At 38.2% G+C, this 17,820-nt stretch carries 14 protein-coding genes and 1 other annotated feature (1 of these 15 only partly in view); of the genes, 5 read left to right on the forward strand and 9 right to left on the reverse strand.

The genetic code is table 11. The annotated features are described in order from the left end of the window. Positions 1 to 165: a binding site (T-box leader), on the reverse strand; it reaches 71 nt to the left of the window's first position. Between the two features lie 67 nt (positions 166 to 232). Beyond that, positions 233 to 1,573, reverse strand: a complete 1,341-nt coding sequence (locus tag ACZSMY_RS18435) for a D-alanyl-D-alanine carboxypeptidase family protein (RefSeq protein WP_465148127.1) — start codon at positions 1,571 to 1,573, stop codon at positions 233 to 235. A 184-nt stretch (positions 1,574 to 1,757) separates the two neighbouring features. Continuing rightward, positions 1,758 to 3,230 (reverse strand): IMP dehydrogenase, encoded by a 1,473-nt coding sequence (gene guaB, locus ACZSMY_RS18440; RefSeq protein WP_042528636.1) that lies wholly within the window; start codon positions 3,228 to 3,230, stop codon positions 1,758 to 1,760. Positions 3,231 to 3,480: 250 nt separating this feature from the next. On the opposite strand from guaB, the gene ACZSMY_RS18445 reads away from it, so the two are divergent. Beyond that, on the forward strand, positions 3,481 to 4,425 hold the full coding sequence (locus ACZSMY_RS18445) for a YaaC family protein (protein ID WP_042528638.1): 945 nt from the start codon (positions 3,481 to 3,483) through the stop codon (positions 4,423 to 4,425). 94 nt (positions 4,426 to 4,519) lie between these two features. Here ACZSMY_RS18445 and gyrA read toward each other — a convergent pair whose 3' ends face one another. The 7 genes from gyrA to dnaA form a co-directional block, all read right to left on the reverse strand. Then, positions 4,520 to 7,033: a DNA gyrase subunit A gene (gene gyrA, locus ACZSMY_RS18450; RefSeq protein WP_256705450.1), complete on the reverse strand. Its 2,514-nt coding sequence runs from the start codon at positions 7,031 to 7,033 to the stop codon at positions 4,520 to 4,522. A gap of 211 nt (positions 7,034 to 7,244) precedes the next feature. Beyond that, positions 7,245 to 9,170, reverse strand: coding sequence for a DNA topoisomerase (ATP-hydrolyzing) subunit B (gene gyrB, locus ACZSMY_RS18455; RefSeq protein WP_465148128.1), 1,926 nt, complete (start codon positions 9,168 to 9,170; stop codon positions 7,245 to 7,247). A gap of 110 nt (positions 9,171 to 9,280) precedes the next feature. Then, positions 9,281 to 9,553 carry an extracellular matrix regulator RemB gene (gene remB / locus ACZSMY_RS18460; protein ID WP_212929179.1) on the reverse strand — a complete coding sequence of 91 codons (273 nt, stop codon included), beginning with the start codon at positions 9,551 to 9,553 and terminating at the stop codon, positions 9,281 to 9,283. A gap of 142 nt (positions 9,554 to 9,695) precedes the next feature. After that, on the reverse strand, positions 9,696 to 10,820 hold the full coding sequence (recF, locus tag ACZSMY_RS18465; RefSeq protein WP_042528646.1) for a DNA replication/repair protein RecF: 1,125 nt from the start codon (positions 10,818 to 10,820) through the stop codon (positions 9,696 to 9,698). Between the two features lie 3 nt (positions 10,821 to 10,823). Next, positions 10,824 to 11,045 (reverse strand): S4 domain-containing protein YaaA, encoded by a 222-nt coding sequence (gene yaaA / locus ACZSMY_RS18470; protein WP_042535606.1) that lies wholly within the window; start codon positions 11,043 to 11,045, stop codon positions 10,824 to 10,826. A 384-nt stretch (positions 11,046 to 11,429) separates the two neighbouring features. Beyond that, positions 11,430 to 12,566: a DNA polymerase III subunit beta gene (gene dnaN / locus ACZSMY_RS18475; protein WP_193063772.1), complete on the reverse strand. Its 1,137-nt coding sequence runs from the start codon at positions 12,564 to 12,566 to the stop codon at positions 11,430 to 11,432. A 370-nt stretch (positions 12,567 to 12,936) separates the two neighbouring features. Beyond that, positions 12,937 to 14,280, reverse strand: a complete 1,344-nt coding sequence (dnaA, locus tag ACZSMY_RS18480) for a chromosomal replication initiator protein DnaA (protein WP_042528650.1) — start codon at positions 14,278 to 14,280, stop codon at positions 12,937 to 12,939. Between the two features lie 1,045 nt (positions 14,281 to 15,325). Here dnaA and rpmH point away from each other — a divergent pair. From rpmH to jag, 4 genes are all read left to right on the forward strand, one after another. Further along, positions 15,326 to 15,460, forward strand: a complete 135-nt coding sequence (gene rpmH, locus ACZSMY_RS18485; protein WP_042528652.1) for a 50S ribosomal protein L34 — start codon at positions 15,326 to 15,328, stop codon at positions 15,458 to 15,460. A 156-nt stretch (positions 15,461 to 15,616) separates the two neighbouring features. Next, a complete protein-coding gene (gene rnpA / locus ACZSMY_RS18490) occupies positions 15,617 to 15,964 on the forward strand; it encodes a ribonuclease P protein component (RefSeq protein ID WP_042528654.1) in 348 nt (115 codons plus the stop codon). A gap of 82 nt (positions 15,965 to 16,046) precedes the next feature. Beyond that, on the forward strand, positions 16,047 to 16,805 hold the full coding sequence (yidC, locus tag ACZSMY_RS18495; protein WP_042528655.1) for a membrane protein insertase YidC: 759 nt from the start codon (positions 16,047 to 16,049) through the stop codon (positions 16,803 to 16,805). Between the two features lie 217 nt (positions 16,806 to 17,022). After that, positions 17,023 to 17,634, forward strand: coding sequence for an RNA-binding cell elongation regulator Jag/EloR (gene jag, locus ACZSMY_RS18500; RefSeq protein ID WP_042528657.1), 612 nt, complete (start codon positions 17,023 to 17,025; stop codon positions 17,632 to 17,634). The last annotated feature ends 186 nt before the right edge of the window (positions 17,635 to 17,820 follow it).

Below are 17,820 nucleotides of genomic sequence, written 5' to 3' on the forward strand. Positions count from 1 at the left end.
TTTATATACGAATAACGTCGTATCTCCGTGCTTACTTACGTGACTGAACCACTTCAATAAGCATGCTCCAGGATGGATTCACTGCATTCTAACGCTAATTTGCACCAGATATTAGCTCTCTATAGATAGAATCAAACAGCTACTGCTTCCTATCAACGCTTTATTATTTCAATGAATGATTGTATATCATCATAATCTATTTCCAATCAGGTTGCAAGACTTCCTGCAAAAATTAGCTGAAAAGTCCCTTCACCCAATTAAATGCACCTTGGAACATGTTTACAAAGAAATCACCAATAGATTGTAACGTAAGCATAAACCAATTTGCTTTTTCAACGGAGTCCATTGCAACTAAATCATAACTTTCCTGACTCGCTTCATCGGAAATATATCCAAAATCTTCTTCTTCTCCATCATAGACAACGGTAACTGTTCCGATAACTTCATCTGCTTCCACTGGAGCTTCTAACTCTCCATTATCATTCAATCTGTCTTCATCAATTTTATATTCTAAATGATACAGATCTTCCTCACCAGTTTTGATCGGAACATGAATCCCTTCATTGATGCCAATATTTACTTCTTTTTCTTTTCCTCTTGCAACCGGAGCTGTTTCATTGCCTTCTTCTTGATATCCTGCCGGGAATAATTCTTGTGTTTCAAATTGATCAAATCCATAATCAAACAGTTTTGCAGTCTCATTAAAACGGGCATCTTCACTGTCTGTTTTCATAACCACACTGATAAGACGTCGTCCATCCCGTTCTGCTGTTCCTGTAAAAGCATAACCGGCAACCGTTGTAAAACCAGTTTTTAAACCATCTACACCTTCATAGTAATGCTGCTGTAAATAATCTGCATCATGATCCAGCATGTAATTCCAGTTACGGATCTCCTGATCATCAAATTCCGTACTCGGCACGCTGGAAATTTCTAATGCTTCCGGATAATCATTCACTAATGCAGACCCTAAAATTGCTGCTGAACGGGCTGATAATAAGTTTGTATCGTTAGGACTTGTTCCTTCTGGATAATTATCCCCCAGACTCTCATTATCTAATCCGCTGGAATTAACAAATTTATATTCCGGCATTCCCAGTTCTTCTGCCTTTGCATTCATCATTTCGACAAATTCACTTTCTGAACTTGCAATTAACTCTGCAAGTGCAATCGTTGTCGCATTATCTGAGTTGATTGCCATTGCTTTATATAAATCTTCTACTGTGTAATCTTGCTGCTGTCTTAATCCAACCCCTGAAAAATCATCATTGCTGGATATTTCATATGCATAATCACTAATTTGTGTTGTTGTATCCCAGGAAATATCTCCGTTTTCAACTGCTTCCCAAACGAGATATTCTGTCATTATTTTCGTCATGCTAGCAGGAGGCAATGCCACATCCGGGTCCTTTGCAAATAATACTTTCCCCGTTTCTGCATCCACTAAAATAGCCGATTCCGCTTCTATATCTAATCCATCTGCATACACAGACATGGATGGTGTAACAAAAGATGTTAAAACAAGCGCTGCTGCAACCACCAAAAGAAACAATTTTTTCATAGACTTTCTCACATTTCCGTACCTCCGTTTAATAATATAGCCATCAACATACGTTCTATGTATTCTGCTGAGCACGCTTCACATTTTACCATAAAAATTCATAAAAAAATAGATGGAGCAACATCCTCCATCTATTTTTTTTACGACCGTATGACACAAATTTGTCATCAACTAAATTGCTTAATTATTCTCTTTTTTACTGCATAAAATAGTTCGGTGCTTCTTTCGTAATCTGAACATCATGCGGATGGCTTTCCTTCAACCCAGCCCCGGTAATCCGGATAAATCGGGAATCGTTTCTTAAGCTCTCCAGATTTTTCGTTCCACAATATCCCATGCCGGAGCGTAAACCGCCTGCCAGCTGATGGAAGGTATCTCCCAGCGAGCCTTTATACGCAATACGTCCTTCAATGCCTTCTGGAACAAGCTTTTTATTCTCTGATTCACTTTGGAAATAACGGTCTTTGGAGCCTGCTTGCATTGCTCCAACAGAGCCCATACCGCGATATACTTTATATTGACGTCCTTGGAAAATTTCTGTTTCTCCAGGGCTTTCCTTTGTTCCGGCAAAAATACTTCCCAGCATTACAGCATGTGCACCTGATGCCAAAGCCTTCACAATATCGCCGGAGTATTTGATTCCGCCGTCTGCAATAACGGGTACACCGTATTCTTTTGCTGCTCTTGCGCAGTCATAAACTGCTGTAATTTGTGGTACACCGACCCCTGCTACTACTCTTGTGGTACAGATAGACCCCGGTCCAATACCTACTTTGACAACGGAAGCTCCTGCTTCAATCAAAGCTTTTGTCCCATCCTCTGTAGCAACATTTCCTGCAATAATTGTCAAATCAGGATACGTTTCGCGAATGTGTTTTAATTGATCGAGAACACCTTTAGAATGACCATGTGCTGTATCGATTACAATGGCATCTACACCGACATCCACTAATTTTTCAATCCGCTTCATCGCGTCGCCTGTCACGCCGACTGCAGCTGCTGCAATCAACCGTCCTTGTGCATCCTTTGCTGCATTTGGAAATTCAATGACCTTTTCAATATCTTTAATCGTAATTAACCCTTTTAGAATTCCCTGATCATCAACAAGAGGCAGTTTTTCAATTTTATATTTCTGCAGAAGCTTCTCTGCTTCATCCAGTGTTGTTCCCACTGGCGCTGTCACTAATTCCTCTGTGGTCATCACTTCCGAAATCAGAATCGAATAATCTTCAATAAAACGTAAGTCACGATTGGTTAAAATACCGACGAGCTTTTGTTCCTCAATATTATTTACAATGGGAACTCCTGAAATGCGGTATTTTCCCATTAAATGTTCCGCATCATAAACCTGATGCTCCGGAGTTAAGAAGAACGGGTTCGTGATTACGCCGCTTTCTGAGCGTTTCACACGGTCTACTTCCTCTGCCTGCTGTTCAATAGACATATTCTTATGAATAACTCCAAACCCGCCTTGACGTGCCATCGCAATTGCCATTTCTGCTTCTGTTACTGTATCCATTCCAGCACTGATAAATGGGGATTTCAATTTTAAATTTGATGTTAAATCAACACTCAGATCCACCTGGTTTGGTAAAACATCTGATTCTGCCGGAACAAGCAATACATCATCAAATGTCAAACCTTCTTTTGCAAATTTGTCTTCTCTCATTGCTAGCTCATCCTCCAATCATTGAATTCGCAACCTCAATTCACTTCACTTACGGGTATTATACAGTTTTCAAGGTATATCCTTATCGAATATCGGAGAAACTGCTAAAAAAATACCAATCCTGTGAAAGCAGCAGCAAATATCTATTTTTACTTACATTACGCTTTTTTTCATGCTTTTTCAAGCACCCTACATATAGAAAAAATAGAGGATAGATTCAAAATATTTAAATAGTTATGGAGCTGTAGAAATGTTGCATGTTGAAGATTTATATCCATTTTTAACCACTCAGGAAAATGCACAAAATTACCTGAAGAAAAGTTACTCATTTCTTCGTGAAGCTCAGGCAAAAAGCTATCAAAACAGCTCTGCTTTTATCCATTATATTCATAATGGAACATGCTTTATGGAATCAAGCAGGCAAAGCAGTGTGCTGGTTCAGCCTGTTCTGTCTTTTTATGGAATGACACATCTTTTAAAAGGCTGGTTGCTGTCAAAGCGCCCTGATTATCCGGAAACAACAGCTGTTCTTGCGCATGGTCTGACTGCCCGGAAAAGAAAACGCAAGGATTATCGATTTATCGAGGATGAGGTCAAATTACAGCAAAAGGGGTTATTTCCATATGTAAGCCGCCATTTATTTTCTCTCTATCCCTTTCCATTAGAACGTGTTTCAATGCGTCTGTTATTAGCTTCTATTCCAGAATTAAGCAATATTTGGCAGCTTTATCAGGAGGAGTCGATGATTATTATTGGGAATAAAAACAGTAAACTGCTTCGTTTTCCCAATCGGATTTTAGATGGATTTTATTTAAAAGAAGATACCTTTGTCGAGCGTATTCGGGCTTTTTTGCCTCCAATTGAGGATATACAACAAAAAAAGGAGGAATTACAGCTTTATCTGACCGGGCCCGTCAAAGATTGGGACGGCCCCTTTCGTTATGATTTGCATAATGAAGCAATTTATTTTCCAGCGAATCGGGCAAACTATTTTCCTTATTCCGAAATCCTGGTACATTATCTGCTGCTATTTAATTTGAGTATGATTTGCCGTTATGAAACAGAATGGTGGGGTGAGCTGATGCAAATGAAAGCAGACCGGGAATATCCGCTTATCCAACGATTTTTAACCGTCACCCAGCAAAAAACACCAGCGCTTATCGGCCATCATTTACTACAGAATTTTAAAGAATAAAGCTGTTCCAGCAGATACAAAAACAACGGACGGGCTATGAATCACTTCGCCTGTCCGCTGTTTTATATCATCTTTCAATATCTCATCGTTTTACCTATTCCTCGTTGTTATCGTCTGCACCTTCATTAACTTCTTTATTTTCCTCAGATGCTTCGATTTCCTCTGCCGCTTCCTCTTCTTCTTTCTCAATTCGTGCTACTGTTGCAACTTCTTCGTCATCCTGCAGACGTATCAAGTGTACCCCTTTGGTATTTCTTCCAGTTTGTGAAATATCGGATACTTGCATTCGGATCAGAACGCCGCCGGCAGTAATAACCATTAAGTCTTCATCACCCTGAATGGCTTTTACATCAACTACATGTCCTGTTTTTTCATCCAGCTTACACGTAAATACACCTTTACCGCCACGATTGATACGGCGATATTCATCTTCTGGTGTCTGCTTTCCAAATCCTTTGCTGGTTACATGGAGAATTTTAGAACCTTCATCCATAATTTCCATGGAAACAACTTCATCATCCTCACGCAGGGAAATACCTTTTACTCCTGCTGCGGTTCTACCCATTGGACGCATTTGTTCTTCTTCAAAACGAATCAGATAGCCATTTTTCGTAGCAATCATAATTTCTTTTTCGCCATCTGTCATGCGGACAGAAATCAGCTCATCCTCTTCCCGAAGATTTACAGCAATCAGGCCGCCTTTACGGATGTTTTTGAATTTTTCAAGGGATGTACGTTTTGCAACCCCAAGCTTCGTTGTAAAGAATAAGAAGTGATCCTCATCAAACTCAGTTACAGAGATAACGGCGTTCACCCATTCTCCTTTTTCTACTTGAAGCAGGTTAATAATTGGAATCCCTTTAGCTGTCCGGCTGAACTCCGGTACTTCATAACCCTTTGTTTTATATACCTTCCCTTTATTCGTAAAGAAAAGAACTGTATCATGTGTTGATGTGGATACAAGGTGTTCTACAAAGTCATCCTCATTGGTTCCCATGCCCTGGATACCTCGTCCGCCACGGCGCTGCGTACGGTAAGTAGAAGCAGGCAAGCGTTTAATATAGCCCTGGTGGGTCAATGTAATAACGATATTCTCTTCCGGAATTAAATCTTCATCTTCAAAGAAGCCCGCTCCACCGGCAACAATTTCTGTACGGCGTTCATCACGGAACTTCTCTTTGATTTCCGTCAGCTCTTCACGAATGATTTCCAATACTTTCTCTTCATCCGCTAAAATAGCTTTTAATTCAGCAATCAATGCCTGCAGCTCTTTGTATTCTTCTTCAATTTTTTCGCGTTCTAATCCTGTTAAACGCTGTAGACGCATATCAAGAATAGCTTGGGCTTGTTTCTCGGATAACTGGTAACGTTCCATTAACCCTTCTCTTGCAATATCTGCTGTTTTTGAATTACGGATTAAAGAAATAACCTCATCCAAATGATCGAGTGCAACACGCAAGCCTTCTAAAATATGAGCGCGTGCTTCGGCTTTATTTAATTCAAAGGCTGTACGACGCTTGATAATTACTTTCTGGTGATCTAAATAATGCATCAGGCATTGTTTGACAGTTAATACCTGCGGACGTCCGTCCACAAGCGCAAGCATATTGATACCAAATGTCGTTTGCAAGGAAGTATGCTTATATAAATTATTCAAAACCACATTCGCATTTGCATCTCTTCTAAGCTCCATAACAACCCGCATGCCATTACGGTCTGATTCGTCACGAAGATCGGTAATGCCGTCAATTTTCTTATCGCGGACAAGCTCCGCTATTTTTTCGATGAGCTTGGCTTTGTTCACTTGATAAGGAAGCTCTGTCACAATAATGGTTTCTTTGTCATTTTTGCCTTGCTCAATATTGATTTTAGCCCGGATGGTAATGGAGCCTTTTCCTGTTTCGTATGCTTTACGGATACCGCTTCTGCCTAAGATTTGTCCTGCAGTAGGGAAATCTGGACCAGGAAGATAATTTTCCATGATTTCATCCACAGTTAAATCCGGATTTTTACTGATTGCCAGAACAGCATCAATCGTCTCTCCCAGATGATGCGGCGGAATATTAGTCGCCATACCGACTGCGATTCCAGAAGTTCCATTGACAAGTAAATTCGGGAAACGTGCCGGAAATACAATTGGCTCGCGTTCCGCTCCGTCATAGTTATCCTGATAATCAATCGTGTCTTTATTAATATCACGAAGCAGTTCCATGGAAATCTTAGACATACGTGCTTCTGTATAACGCATCGCTGCTGCTGAATCGCCATCGACCGAACCAAAGTTACCATGTCCATCCACTAGCATATACCGGTAACTGAAATCCTGTGCCATTCTTACCATTGTCTCATAAACAGCTGAGTCACCGTGCGGATGGTACTTACCTATAACCTCTCCGACGATACGTGCTGATTTTTTAAATGCTTTGTCAGAGTGCATTCCTAAATCATTCATTGCGTAAAGAATACGGCGATGTACGGGCTTCATTCCATCTCGAACGTCTGGCAATGCTCTTGCCACAATGACGCTCATTGCATAATCCAAGAAGGATGTGCGCATCTCTTTACTTATATTTATTTCCTGGACACTCGGACGATTTTCCTCTGCCATAGTCTAATAACCTCCCAATCACCATTATGTTAGTGATTCCTCGAATCTTTCATTTGGATAAGCTGGATTGCATTATTTAAACAATTTGAATATGTTTGAAAAACAAAAATAACAATACAACTTATACAGCTATTATATTTTTAATATCTGACAAGAAAGGGATAGAAGTACTTCTATCCGCTTTGTTGTCCTTATTAAAAGGATGTAATACTTAAATATCTAAGTTTTGTACGTATTGGGCGTTTTCTTCGATAAAGTTGCGTCGCGGTTCTACTTTATCGCCCATCAGCATATCAAAAACCTGGTCTGCGTCGATTGCGTCACTGAGTTCAACCTGCAGCAGTGTGCGGGATTCTGGGTTCATTGTGGTATCCCATAGCTGATCTGCATTCATTTCTCCCAACCCCTTATAACGCTGAATACCTGGTTTTGGTGCTTTTGGAATCTCTTCCAGAAGCGCATCCAATCCTTTATCCGAATAAACATAGTGAACAGATTTTCCTTGTTTGATTTGATAAAGCGGCGGCTGGGCAATATAAATATACCCGTGCTCAATCAACGGACGCATATATCGATAGAAAAAGGTCAATAATAACGTTCGAATATGAGCGCCATCTACATCGGCATCTGTCATAATGACTACTTTGTGATAGCGTGCCTTTGTAATATCAAATTCTTCGCCGATACCGGTTCCTAATGCCGTAATCATAGCTCGTACTTCATTATTTGATAAAATTCGATCTAAGCGCGCTTTTTCGACATTCAGAATTTTTCCGCGCAATGGCAGGATAGCCTGATAATGACGGTCTCTTCCTGATTTTGCGGAACCGCCGGCAGAGTCACCCTCTACGATATACAGTTCACTCAAAGAGGCATCTTTGGAAGAACAGTCAGCAAGCTTGCCAGGCAGACTTGTTACATCCAATGCACTTTTACGGCGGGTCAGCTCTCTTGCTTTTTTCGCTGCCAGACGTGCTCTGGATGCCATAAGTCCTTTATCAACAACGATTTTAGCAATTGTCGGGTTTTCATAGAGAAATTTAGAAAAGGACTCTGAAAATACACCATCTGTAATGGCCCGTACTTCGCTATTACCAAGTTTTGTTTTTGTCTGTCCTTCAAATTGCGGGTCTGGATGCTTTACAGAAACAATCGCTGTCAGTCCTTCGCGGACATCCTCTCCGGACAGGTTGGCATCACTATCTTTCAACAGGCTGTTCTTTTTCGCATAATCGTTGATAGCACGTGTCAAACCGGAACGGAAACCAACTTCATGTGTACCGCCCTCGTACGTATGGATATTATTTGCAAAAGAATATAAGCTCGTTGCAAACCCATCGTTATACTGGATAGCAATTTCCACGGCTATTCCCTGATCTTCGCCTTCTGCAAAGAAAGGTTCATGCAATACTTCTTTATTTTTATTAATGAATTCAACATAAGAGCTGATTCCGCCCTCATAGTAGTAAGATGCCGGCTCTTTTCCAGACCGTTTGTCTTCAATCGAGATACGCAATCCTTTGTTTAAAAAGGCAAGCTCTCTCAGACGCTGTTCTAATGTTTCATAGTTATATTCGGTAGTTTCTGTGAAAATTTCCGGATCCGGTATAAAGTGTGTTGTTGTTCCGGTAATATCCGTATCACCAATAATCTCAATCTCTCCATCAGGAATTCCTTTATGAAAAGAAAGATAGTGAATTTTCCCATCAAGGTGGACGGTCACCTCTAATTTACTGGAAAGAGCATTTACAACAGATGCACCTACACCATGAAGTCCGCCGGAAACCTTATATCCGCCGCCGCCGAATTTACCGCCGGCATGAAGGACTGTCATAATTACTTCCAGCGCTGGACGACCTGTTTTCTTTTGAATACCGACAGGAATCCCCCGGCCGTTATCTTTTACAGTAATACTGTTATCTTCTTCGATAATGACTTCGATATGATCACAATAACCTGCCAGTGCTTCATCGATACTGTTATCCACTATCTCCCAGACAAGGTGATGTAATCCTTTTTCACTGGTGGAGCCAATATACATTCCCGGTCTTTTCCGAACTGCCTCAAGACCTTCAAGTACTTGTATCTGATCAGCATCATAGGCTTGGTTTTCTGTCATTTTGTCTTCCATCGACATCTTCTCACACTCATTTCTATATGAATTACAATCCATCCATTTGTATATATTAAAAAGAGAAGGCTCTGCATTTTCCTCAGCAGAAATCTCTTGATTTTGTTATCTCAGGCTTATTCTTCATAATAATCATCTAGATTACTGATTGTAGTTAAAATACCTGACCGTTTTCTTAAAGTAGTTACAGATAAAGAACTGAAAAAAATATGATCTGCAGTAACCACAATGGATTTGGCCTTTTTTTCAGGACCGGAAACTTTGTTTTGCTGCTTCCATTCCTGTATCATTTGATACATTCCTGATGCATTGGTATATAAATCGTAATCAATAATCGCAACGATTTCCCGAGACCGGATAACATTGTCATTGCCAATGTGAATGAACACGATCAATCGCTTCCTTTCTTCATTAAACCAGACTTTTTTCCATCCTCAGGGGGAGATTTTGTATAAAGAATAAACGCTCTTAAGTGCCAAAAAATGCAATACCCTGGAAACTTTTTGTACATCCTCTTTTTACAGCTGGAAATTATGACTCTTCTTTATTGGTCGCAACTCCCTGATGAACATAAAATAACTCAGCATTTTTTAGCGTTTCATGGTGAATCCCGTCTACATTTGTGGTGGACACAAATGTCTGCACCTTTCCCTGAATGGTATTTAATAAATGCGACTGGCGATAATCATCCAGTTCACTTAACACGTCATCCAGTAAAAGAATCGGATATTCGCCTACTTCCTGATAAATCAATTCAATCTCAGCCAGTTTAATCGACAATGCGGTTGTCCGCTGCTGTCCCTGAGAACCATATGTTTGTACATCTTTGCCATTTACTAAGAAGATAAGGTCATCCCGGTGCGGACCAATCAGCGTGGTGCCGCGCTCTATTTCTTTTTCACGGACATCCTTGAAGGAATCTTGGTAGATAGTAGCTATTTTCTCCTTATCTGCCTCTTCTGATACCTTTATTGTCGCGTCATATTGAATTTCTAAGTTTTCTAGATTGCGGCTGATGCCTTCATGAATCGGTCCTGCCCACTTTCTTAACAAATCAAGATAGACAAATCTTCTCTCCAACAAAAAAGAAGCATGCTCAACCAGTTGGTCTGTTAATACATCCAACATCGTTTCATCAGCAGAGCTCCTGCGCTGCAGCTGCTTTAATAAATGGTTTCTTTGCTTTAGTATTTTTTGATATTGAGATAAATGGTATATATAAGTTGGCTGGATTTGGCCTAACTCCATATCCATAAAACGCCGGCGAATCTGCGGAGCACCTTTTACAATGGTTAAATCCTCCGGTGCAAACATAACCACATTAACCGCACCAATATAGTCACTTAACCGGTGCTGCTCCAAATGATTTACTTTTGCTTTTTTTCCTTTGGATGAAATGGAGATTTGCAGGGGAATCGATTGATTTCTTTTTGTAATCCTGCCCTCTATTGTAGCATAATCTGAATCCCAGCGTATGAGCTCTTTTTCCCGCATGGTCCGGTGAGAACGGGTAAAAGAGAGTACATAAATAGCTTCCATCAGATTGGTTTTCCCTTGAGCATTCTCACCGATGATGACATTTATTTTATCATCAAATGTAATATCCAATGTTTCATAGTTGCGGTAATTGGTTAATTTTAACTGTTCAATATGCATGCTTTAATCCTCTTTAAGAATGATAAATGATCCTATCTCATCAATTTCAAGGACATCTTCGGGATATAATTTTCTTCCGCGGCGATGTTCACGTTCCCCATTTACCACAGCACCTATATCTTGAAGATATGCTTTGACCATTCCGCCAGAATCTAAAAAGTTAATCAGCTTGATGCATTGCCCAAGCGTAATGTATTCCGTATCTATTTTTATCTGTTCATGCATGGATATCACCAAATACTTTCTATTTGTTTTATCTGCCTTTATTTTGACCAAAGACAAATACGATTATTTTTTCCTCTATTGTCTATTTTACTAAAGATTGATTAAAAAAGGAAGAATAGGCCTCAAATAATTACAAAAAGATGCGTTACAGAGCTTTTAAGATATTTTTAATGGGGGAATTCTTATTTCCCTAATCTCTTCTTAGAGCGCGTTTTCTGTTGTTTTTTTAAAGGGGTTGTCAAAAAAATGCGGTTTTCTTTCTCATTATCGGTTCTAATCCAAAAGAAAAAGCTCTTTCTTCCACAAAAGAGCTTTTAAATGATCAGGTATAACTTTTACTTATCATCCAGCTGGAATACTTTTTTAACGCGTAATGCGTAAAAATTAATAGGTTCTTACCGGTAAAATAAGCTGCAGGATGGAATCATTTTCTACCGGGCAAATGATAAATGGACGCATTGCTCCAGTGAATTCTATCACTACTTCATCATATTCAATCGCTTTTAGCGCATCGATCATATATTTTGAACTGAAGGATATCTTTAAATTCTCTCCGTTAATCTCATCAGCTGTGACTTCTTCTTCAACATTTCCGATTTCTGGAGAGTTACTTGAAATCTGGATAACCCCATCATCATTGCTGGTAAATTTAACAACATTATTTCTTTCTTCTTTTGCTAATAAAGAAGCACGTTCGATTGATCTTAATAGCGGTGTTGTTTTTATTTGGATTGTTGTTTTACTATGATCCGGAATCAATCTCGATGTTTCTGGATAATTCCCGTCCAGTAATCGGGATAAGAAATTTAAATGCTTCGTACGGAAAAGAATTTGGTTATTCGTTACACTGATTTCTACTGTTTCCTCTGAATCATTTAAAATTTTATAGAGTTCATTGAGACTTTTTCCAGGAACAACAACCTGTTCTATCGATACATTCGTTCCTGTTACTGGAACCTCTCTTTTGGCCAGTCGATGGCTGTCAGTTGCTGTAAATACAAGCTTTTGATCTTCCAGCTTGATATTTACTCCGGTTAAAATTGGTCTGGTTTCCATCGTAGACACAGCAAAAACAGTTTGTTTAATCATACTTTTTAATAAGTCAATTGGCATTTCAAAGCTATTTTCTGTTTCTACTTGTGGAAGATGCGGATATTCATCGGCGCTCTGTCCATTTAAATTAAATTCTGATTTTCCGGAAGTAATTTTTACATTAAACTGCTCATCAACAACTATATCTACTTGTGCTTCCGGGAGCTTGCGGACAATTTCAGGAAAATATTTAGCCTGCAATACAATAGTTCCATCTTCTATATTTTCAACATATACTTTATCTTCATCTTCTGCAGGAATATAAGATTCAATAGAAATATCTGAATCACTCCCGGTTAATGTCACTCCGTGTTGTCTCACTTCTATCTTCATTCCAGTCAATATCGGAATAACTGTTCTGGAAGAGATTGCTTTCATAACATCCTGTACACTGGCAATCAGTTTATCTCTTTGTATTGTAAAACGCATGTTTATATCCTCCTCAGGTTTTAAGAAAAGTTTTACAGCAACTATTTCTTAAATTCTTTTCAAAATCAATAAAAAAGGGTTCTATATATTTATTAATTATAATATAAAACCAGTAATAACAGTAATAAGTGTTGTGATTACTGTGGATAAGTAAGTTTAGCATGAAAACATCAAAGTTTTCCACATGTGTATAACCTGTTCATAAGTGATTCACTTTTTTCACAGCATACACAGCTGCTTCCTTCTGCATAATTAAAAAGCAGGAGGACAACAAAGGCAATCCTGTTTCTATTTAGGTTTGCCTTTGTTGTGTTTTCTCTATAGGTGGATGCTCAAAAACTCCAATAAAAACGCATTTTTTGAACATGTCTTATAAGGATTTAAGTTTTTCTTTTAATTCTTCAATATCCCGATCGAGCTCTGTATCTGTTTCAAGCAGCTTCGAAATTTTTTCATGGGCGTGAATGACGGTCGTATGATCTCTTCCGCCAAATTCCTGGCCAATTTTAGGCAGGGATGAGTCCGTAAGCTCCCGTGACAAATACATTGCAATCTGTCTTGGAAAGGCAATCGATTTGGTACGTTTTTTAGCAGGAAAATCTTCCAGACGGATATGATACCGGTCTGCGACAACCTCTTGAATCGCAGGAATGGTAATTTCTTTTGGTTTATTACTTGGAATGATATCCTTTAATGCATTTGCTGCCAACGATGCGTCAATGTCTTGATTGACTAAAGAAGAATAGGCAACAACACGTATCAGCGCGCCCTCCAGCTCCCGGATGTTTGTATTGATTTGATTAGCAATATAGAGCATAACCTCATTCGGAATATCTAAACCTTCTGCTTTTGCCTTTTTATTTAAAATGGCAATTCTTGTTTCTAAGTCAGGAGGTGTGATATCGGTAATCAGACCCCATTCAAAGCGTGAACGCAAACGATCCTCTAATGTAGGAATTTCTTTTGGCGGCCGGTCACTGGAAATAATAATTTGCTTGCTTTCTTCATGCAGCGCATTAAATGTATGGAAAAATTCTTCCTGTGTGGATTCTTTTCCAGCAATAAATTGAATATCATCAATAAGAAGGACATCAATATTGCGATATTTATTACGGAAATGATTCGATTTATTATCCATAATGGCATTGATAAATTCATTCGTAAATTTTTCAGAAGTCAGGTAAACCACTTTCGCATCTTTATTATGTTCTCTTACATAATGACCAATTGCATGCATTAAATGTGTTTTCCCTAAACCGACGCCGCCGTAGATAAATAAGGGATTGTACGCTTTAGCAGGAGCTTCCGCTACAGCTAGCGATGCTGCGTGTGCAAAGCGATTTCCGGCGCCGATAACAAATGTATCAAATGTATATTTATCATTAAGCATTGACTTGGGGGAATCCGTTGTTTTTGCATCGATATTCGGTTTTGGCATGGGTTTTTGATCGGATGGCTCTTCCACAGAATCAGGAATAATAAATTTTGCATTCAGACTTGTCCCAGTAGTTTTTTCCAATGTTTGCGTAATTAAATCTGTATACTGTGTCTCCAGCCAGTCCTTTGTAAATTCATTTGGAGCAGAGATAACCAATGTATTTTTTTCTAAGTGAAGGGCTTTTGTATTCTTCAGCCAGGTGTCAAAGCTCGGCTTACTTAATTTCTCTTTAATAATGTCCAATGTGGCATCCCAAAGTTCTTCAATATTTTCCAAAGTTACTTTCACTCCTTTCGACCTGAGTTAGGAAATAGGCTTAATAGCTGACAGCAATAAAAAAGAATCAACCAGCGCATTCCATTAATATTCATCATAGAAATTCATAACTTCTATTCAGAAGAAAAAAGCCTCTCTCAATCTATTTCATGTATTAGATGGAAAGGCAGACGTATTAAAATAAAAAAAGCGCTGTGGATAAATAAAAAAGAAATCATATATACGATTAAATACGAATATAAAAGGTATTTACATTATACTATTAAAGCTAATTCTAAATAAAATATGACATATATAAACGCTATCCACAACTTTGTAGAAAACTTTATCAAAAATCAGTGGAAAGAATATCCACATCTTATCCACAATCTGTGAATAAGATTTATCTGCGAAATGATTTCCACAAACTAAAACATAAATATAATACCAAATAAAACTGAATAAATCAATGGCTTTTAAATAGTTATCCACATATTCTATCTGTTGTGTGTTTTGCTTATAAACAACACTGTATTTTGTGATTATCCTGTTTATTTTTTGTGTGGATAGAAAAAAAGAAAGGAAATATATCCGATATAAGATGTGGATAATAAGAGTGATTTCTAAAATAGAAATTCTGTGCGGGCTGTATTAATTTCTGTACTATTTTTGGAGGGATACCAAAATCAATGATTAAGCTGCATCGATGTTAAAGCAAGGTGATTAGTGGAAGAAGTAAAATTTAGAAGGAATAAAGGGGATGTTATATGGAAAGGAATATATCAGCATGGTAATAATGAAAATGTGTGGCAGAGAATATGATTAATCTTTACACGACAGCTGTCGCAGCGAACGCAAAATGATAAAATTTTATTTCAACTATATATAGCAGTTAAAATATCGACCGAAAAAATGTGTGAGGAATAAAGGTCGTTGGAATTTTATTAAATACCCGGTTGACAAAATCAATCATTTTTTCGTATAATATCAAGGACTGTCTAAAGGATAAGTTATAAGCTATTTTAGTTTAAATATGAACTTGGAGATTCCAAGGAGGTGCACACTCATGAAAAGAACGTTTCAACCAAATAACCGCAAACGTAAAAAAGTTCACGGCTTTCGCACGCGTATGAGCACAAAAAATGGTCGTCATATCTTGGCTCGTCGTCGTCGCAAAGGACGTAAAGTTTTATCTGCATAAGCCACTGACAACTATCAGTGGTTTTTTTTCTGTATTTTAGAGGATATGCTTATTCACATAAGGAGTACATATTTTATGCTGATAAAAATGGACAAGTTTGCTGAAACAAGATGAATAGAAAAAGATGTATGCGGGTTAAATTAAAAGGTGATGACGGTGAAAAAACAATTTCGGATTAAAAAAAATGAAGAATTTCAGGCAACATTTAAACATGGGAATTCTTTCGCAAATAGGCAGCTGGTTATTTATTATAAAAAGAAAGATAATCAGGATCATTTTCGGATAGGTCTGTCTGTAGGGAAAAAAATAGGAAATGCCGTTGTCAGGAATCGGATTAAAAGGTTGTTGCGAGCGTCTTTTCAAGAGTTAGAGCAAGATATTAAACCTTGTTATGATATTGTAATCATTGCCAGAAACCCAACGAAAACAATGAGTTACGAGATGATGAAAAAAAGTCTCTCGCATTTACTATATAAAGAAAAATTATTTAAACATTCCAAGTAAGAACAAGTTTAGGATAGAATTCGCAATGTAAATAAGCTAAAATAGCAATTATAAGCGTTGGTAATATTAAGGAGGAAATGTTTTGCGTAGAAAATACGGGATATTAGTCACATTTCTCGTGTTAGCGGTTTTTTTAGCTGGGTGTACCCAAATCGATGAACCGATTACACCTGAAAGTGAAGGAATATGGAATACAATCTTTGTTTACCCATTATCATGGTTTATAACAATGATTGCAGAATTTTTAAATGAAAACTATGGACTGGCAATTATCCTGGTAACAGTAGTTATCCGTTTACTCTTAGTACCATTAAATGTAAAACAGATCAAAAGCACGAGGGCAATGCAGGAAGTGCAGCCGCAATTACAGGAACTTCAGAAAAAGTATGCGTCTAAGGATGCGAATACACAGCAGAAATTACAGCAGGAAACGATGCAATTATTCCAAAAGAATGGGGTCAATCCATTAGCAGGTTGTTTACCGATTCTTGTACAGATGCCAATATTTATTGCAATGTATCATGCAATCAGACGTACGACAGAAATTGCTACACATGATTTCCTCTGGTTCCAGCTTGGAACACCAGATTTTGTTTTACCGATTCTGACAGCGCTGTTTACGTTCTTACAGCAGAAATTAATGATGTCTACGAACTCCGCAGCAAACAGTAATCCGCAAATGCGTTTACAGCTGCAGATTATGCTTTATGTCATGCCGATCATGATTGGTGTTATGGCATTCTTCTTCCCGGCAGCATTGGCGTTGTACTGGGTAACAGGTAACATATTTATGGTATTCCAGACACTTCTTATTAATAAGCCGATGATGTCAAAAAAATAATTTTTAATAATGGGGGAAGAAATTCCCCCATTATTTATAAGAAAAATAGTTAAATATTTTGCATTTTTAAAAATATATGTGAATTCATCAAAAGTCCTAGCTACAGTACTTAATCAGAAGATATAGCAGCCGTTTTCCCTCACAAAAGTATATATCATTTTTTGCCAAGTAAGGGAAATTACGGATACTCATGCTGTGATTAATGGAGGGGAAGCGATTGAGAGAAGTAACTGCAAGTGGTCAAACCGTTGAAGAAGCGATTCAATCAGCTCTGGAGCAATTGGGAGTGGAAGAGAATCAAGTAGATGTTGAGGTCATTGATGAAGGCAAAAGAGGAATGTTTGGCATATTTGGGTCCAAGCGTGCTTATGTAAAAGTAACGGTCGCAAAGGATCCAGTTGAAGAAACTGCTCAATTTATCAAAGAAGTTACTAGCAACATGAATCTCTCAGTAAAAGTAGATACCGAAATAAAGGGAAACCATGTAACGTATACGATGCATCATGAAAATATTGCGAAGCTTATCGGAAAACGGGGCCAGACTTTAAATGCGCTGCAATATTTAGTTCATTTAGTCATTAATAAACAGAATGATACGTACTATACGGTAACCTTAGATGCAGAAGGTTACCGCGCGAGAAGAAAAGAAACACTGGAATCACTCGCGTTAAAAATGGGAGATAAAGCACAGAAAACGAAGAAAAAAGTAGTACTGGAGCCGATGCCGGCATTTGAACGTAAAATTATCCATAGCGTCCTGCAGGATAAGCAGGTTTCTACTTATTCTGACGGCGTCGAGCCACATCGTCATATTGTTATAAAACCATAGATAAAAGGAAAGCCAGGGAGATTAAAATCTTTCTGGCTTTTCATTTGTATTTTAATCAACTTTCGCACCTAATAATAAGTATATATATCTTGCTATCCTGGCAGGAAGAGAATGATTAAATAGTGTTATGCACATGTGGATAACACTAGGTCGAAAATAAACAAAACTATTTTTGTGGATAAGTTT

This window comes from Oceanobacillus sp. B139/18 (assembly GCF_055524595.1).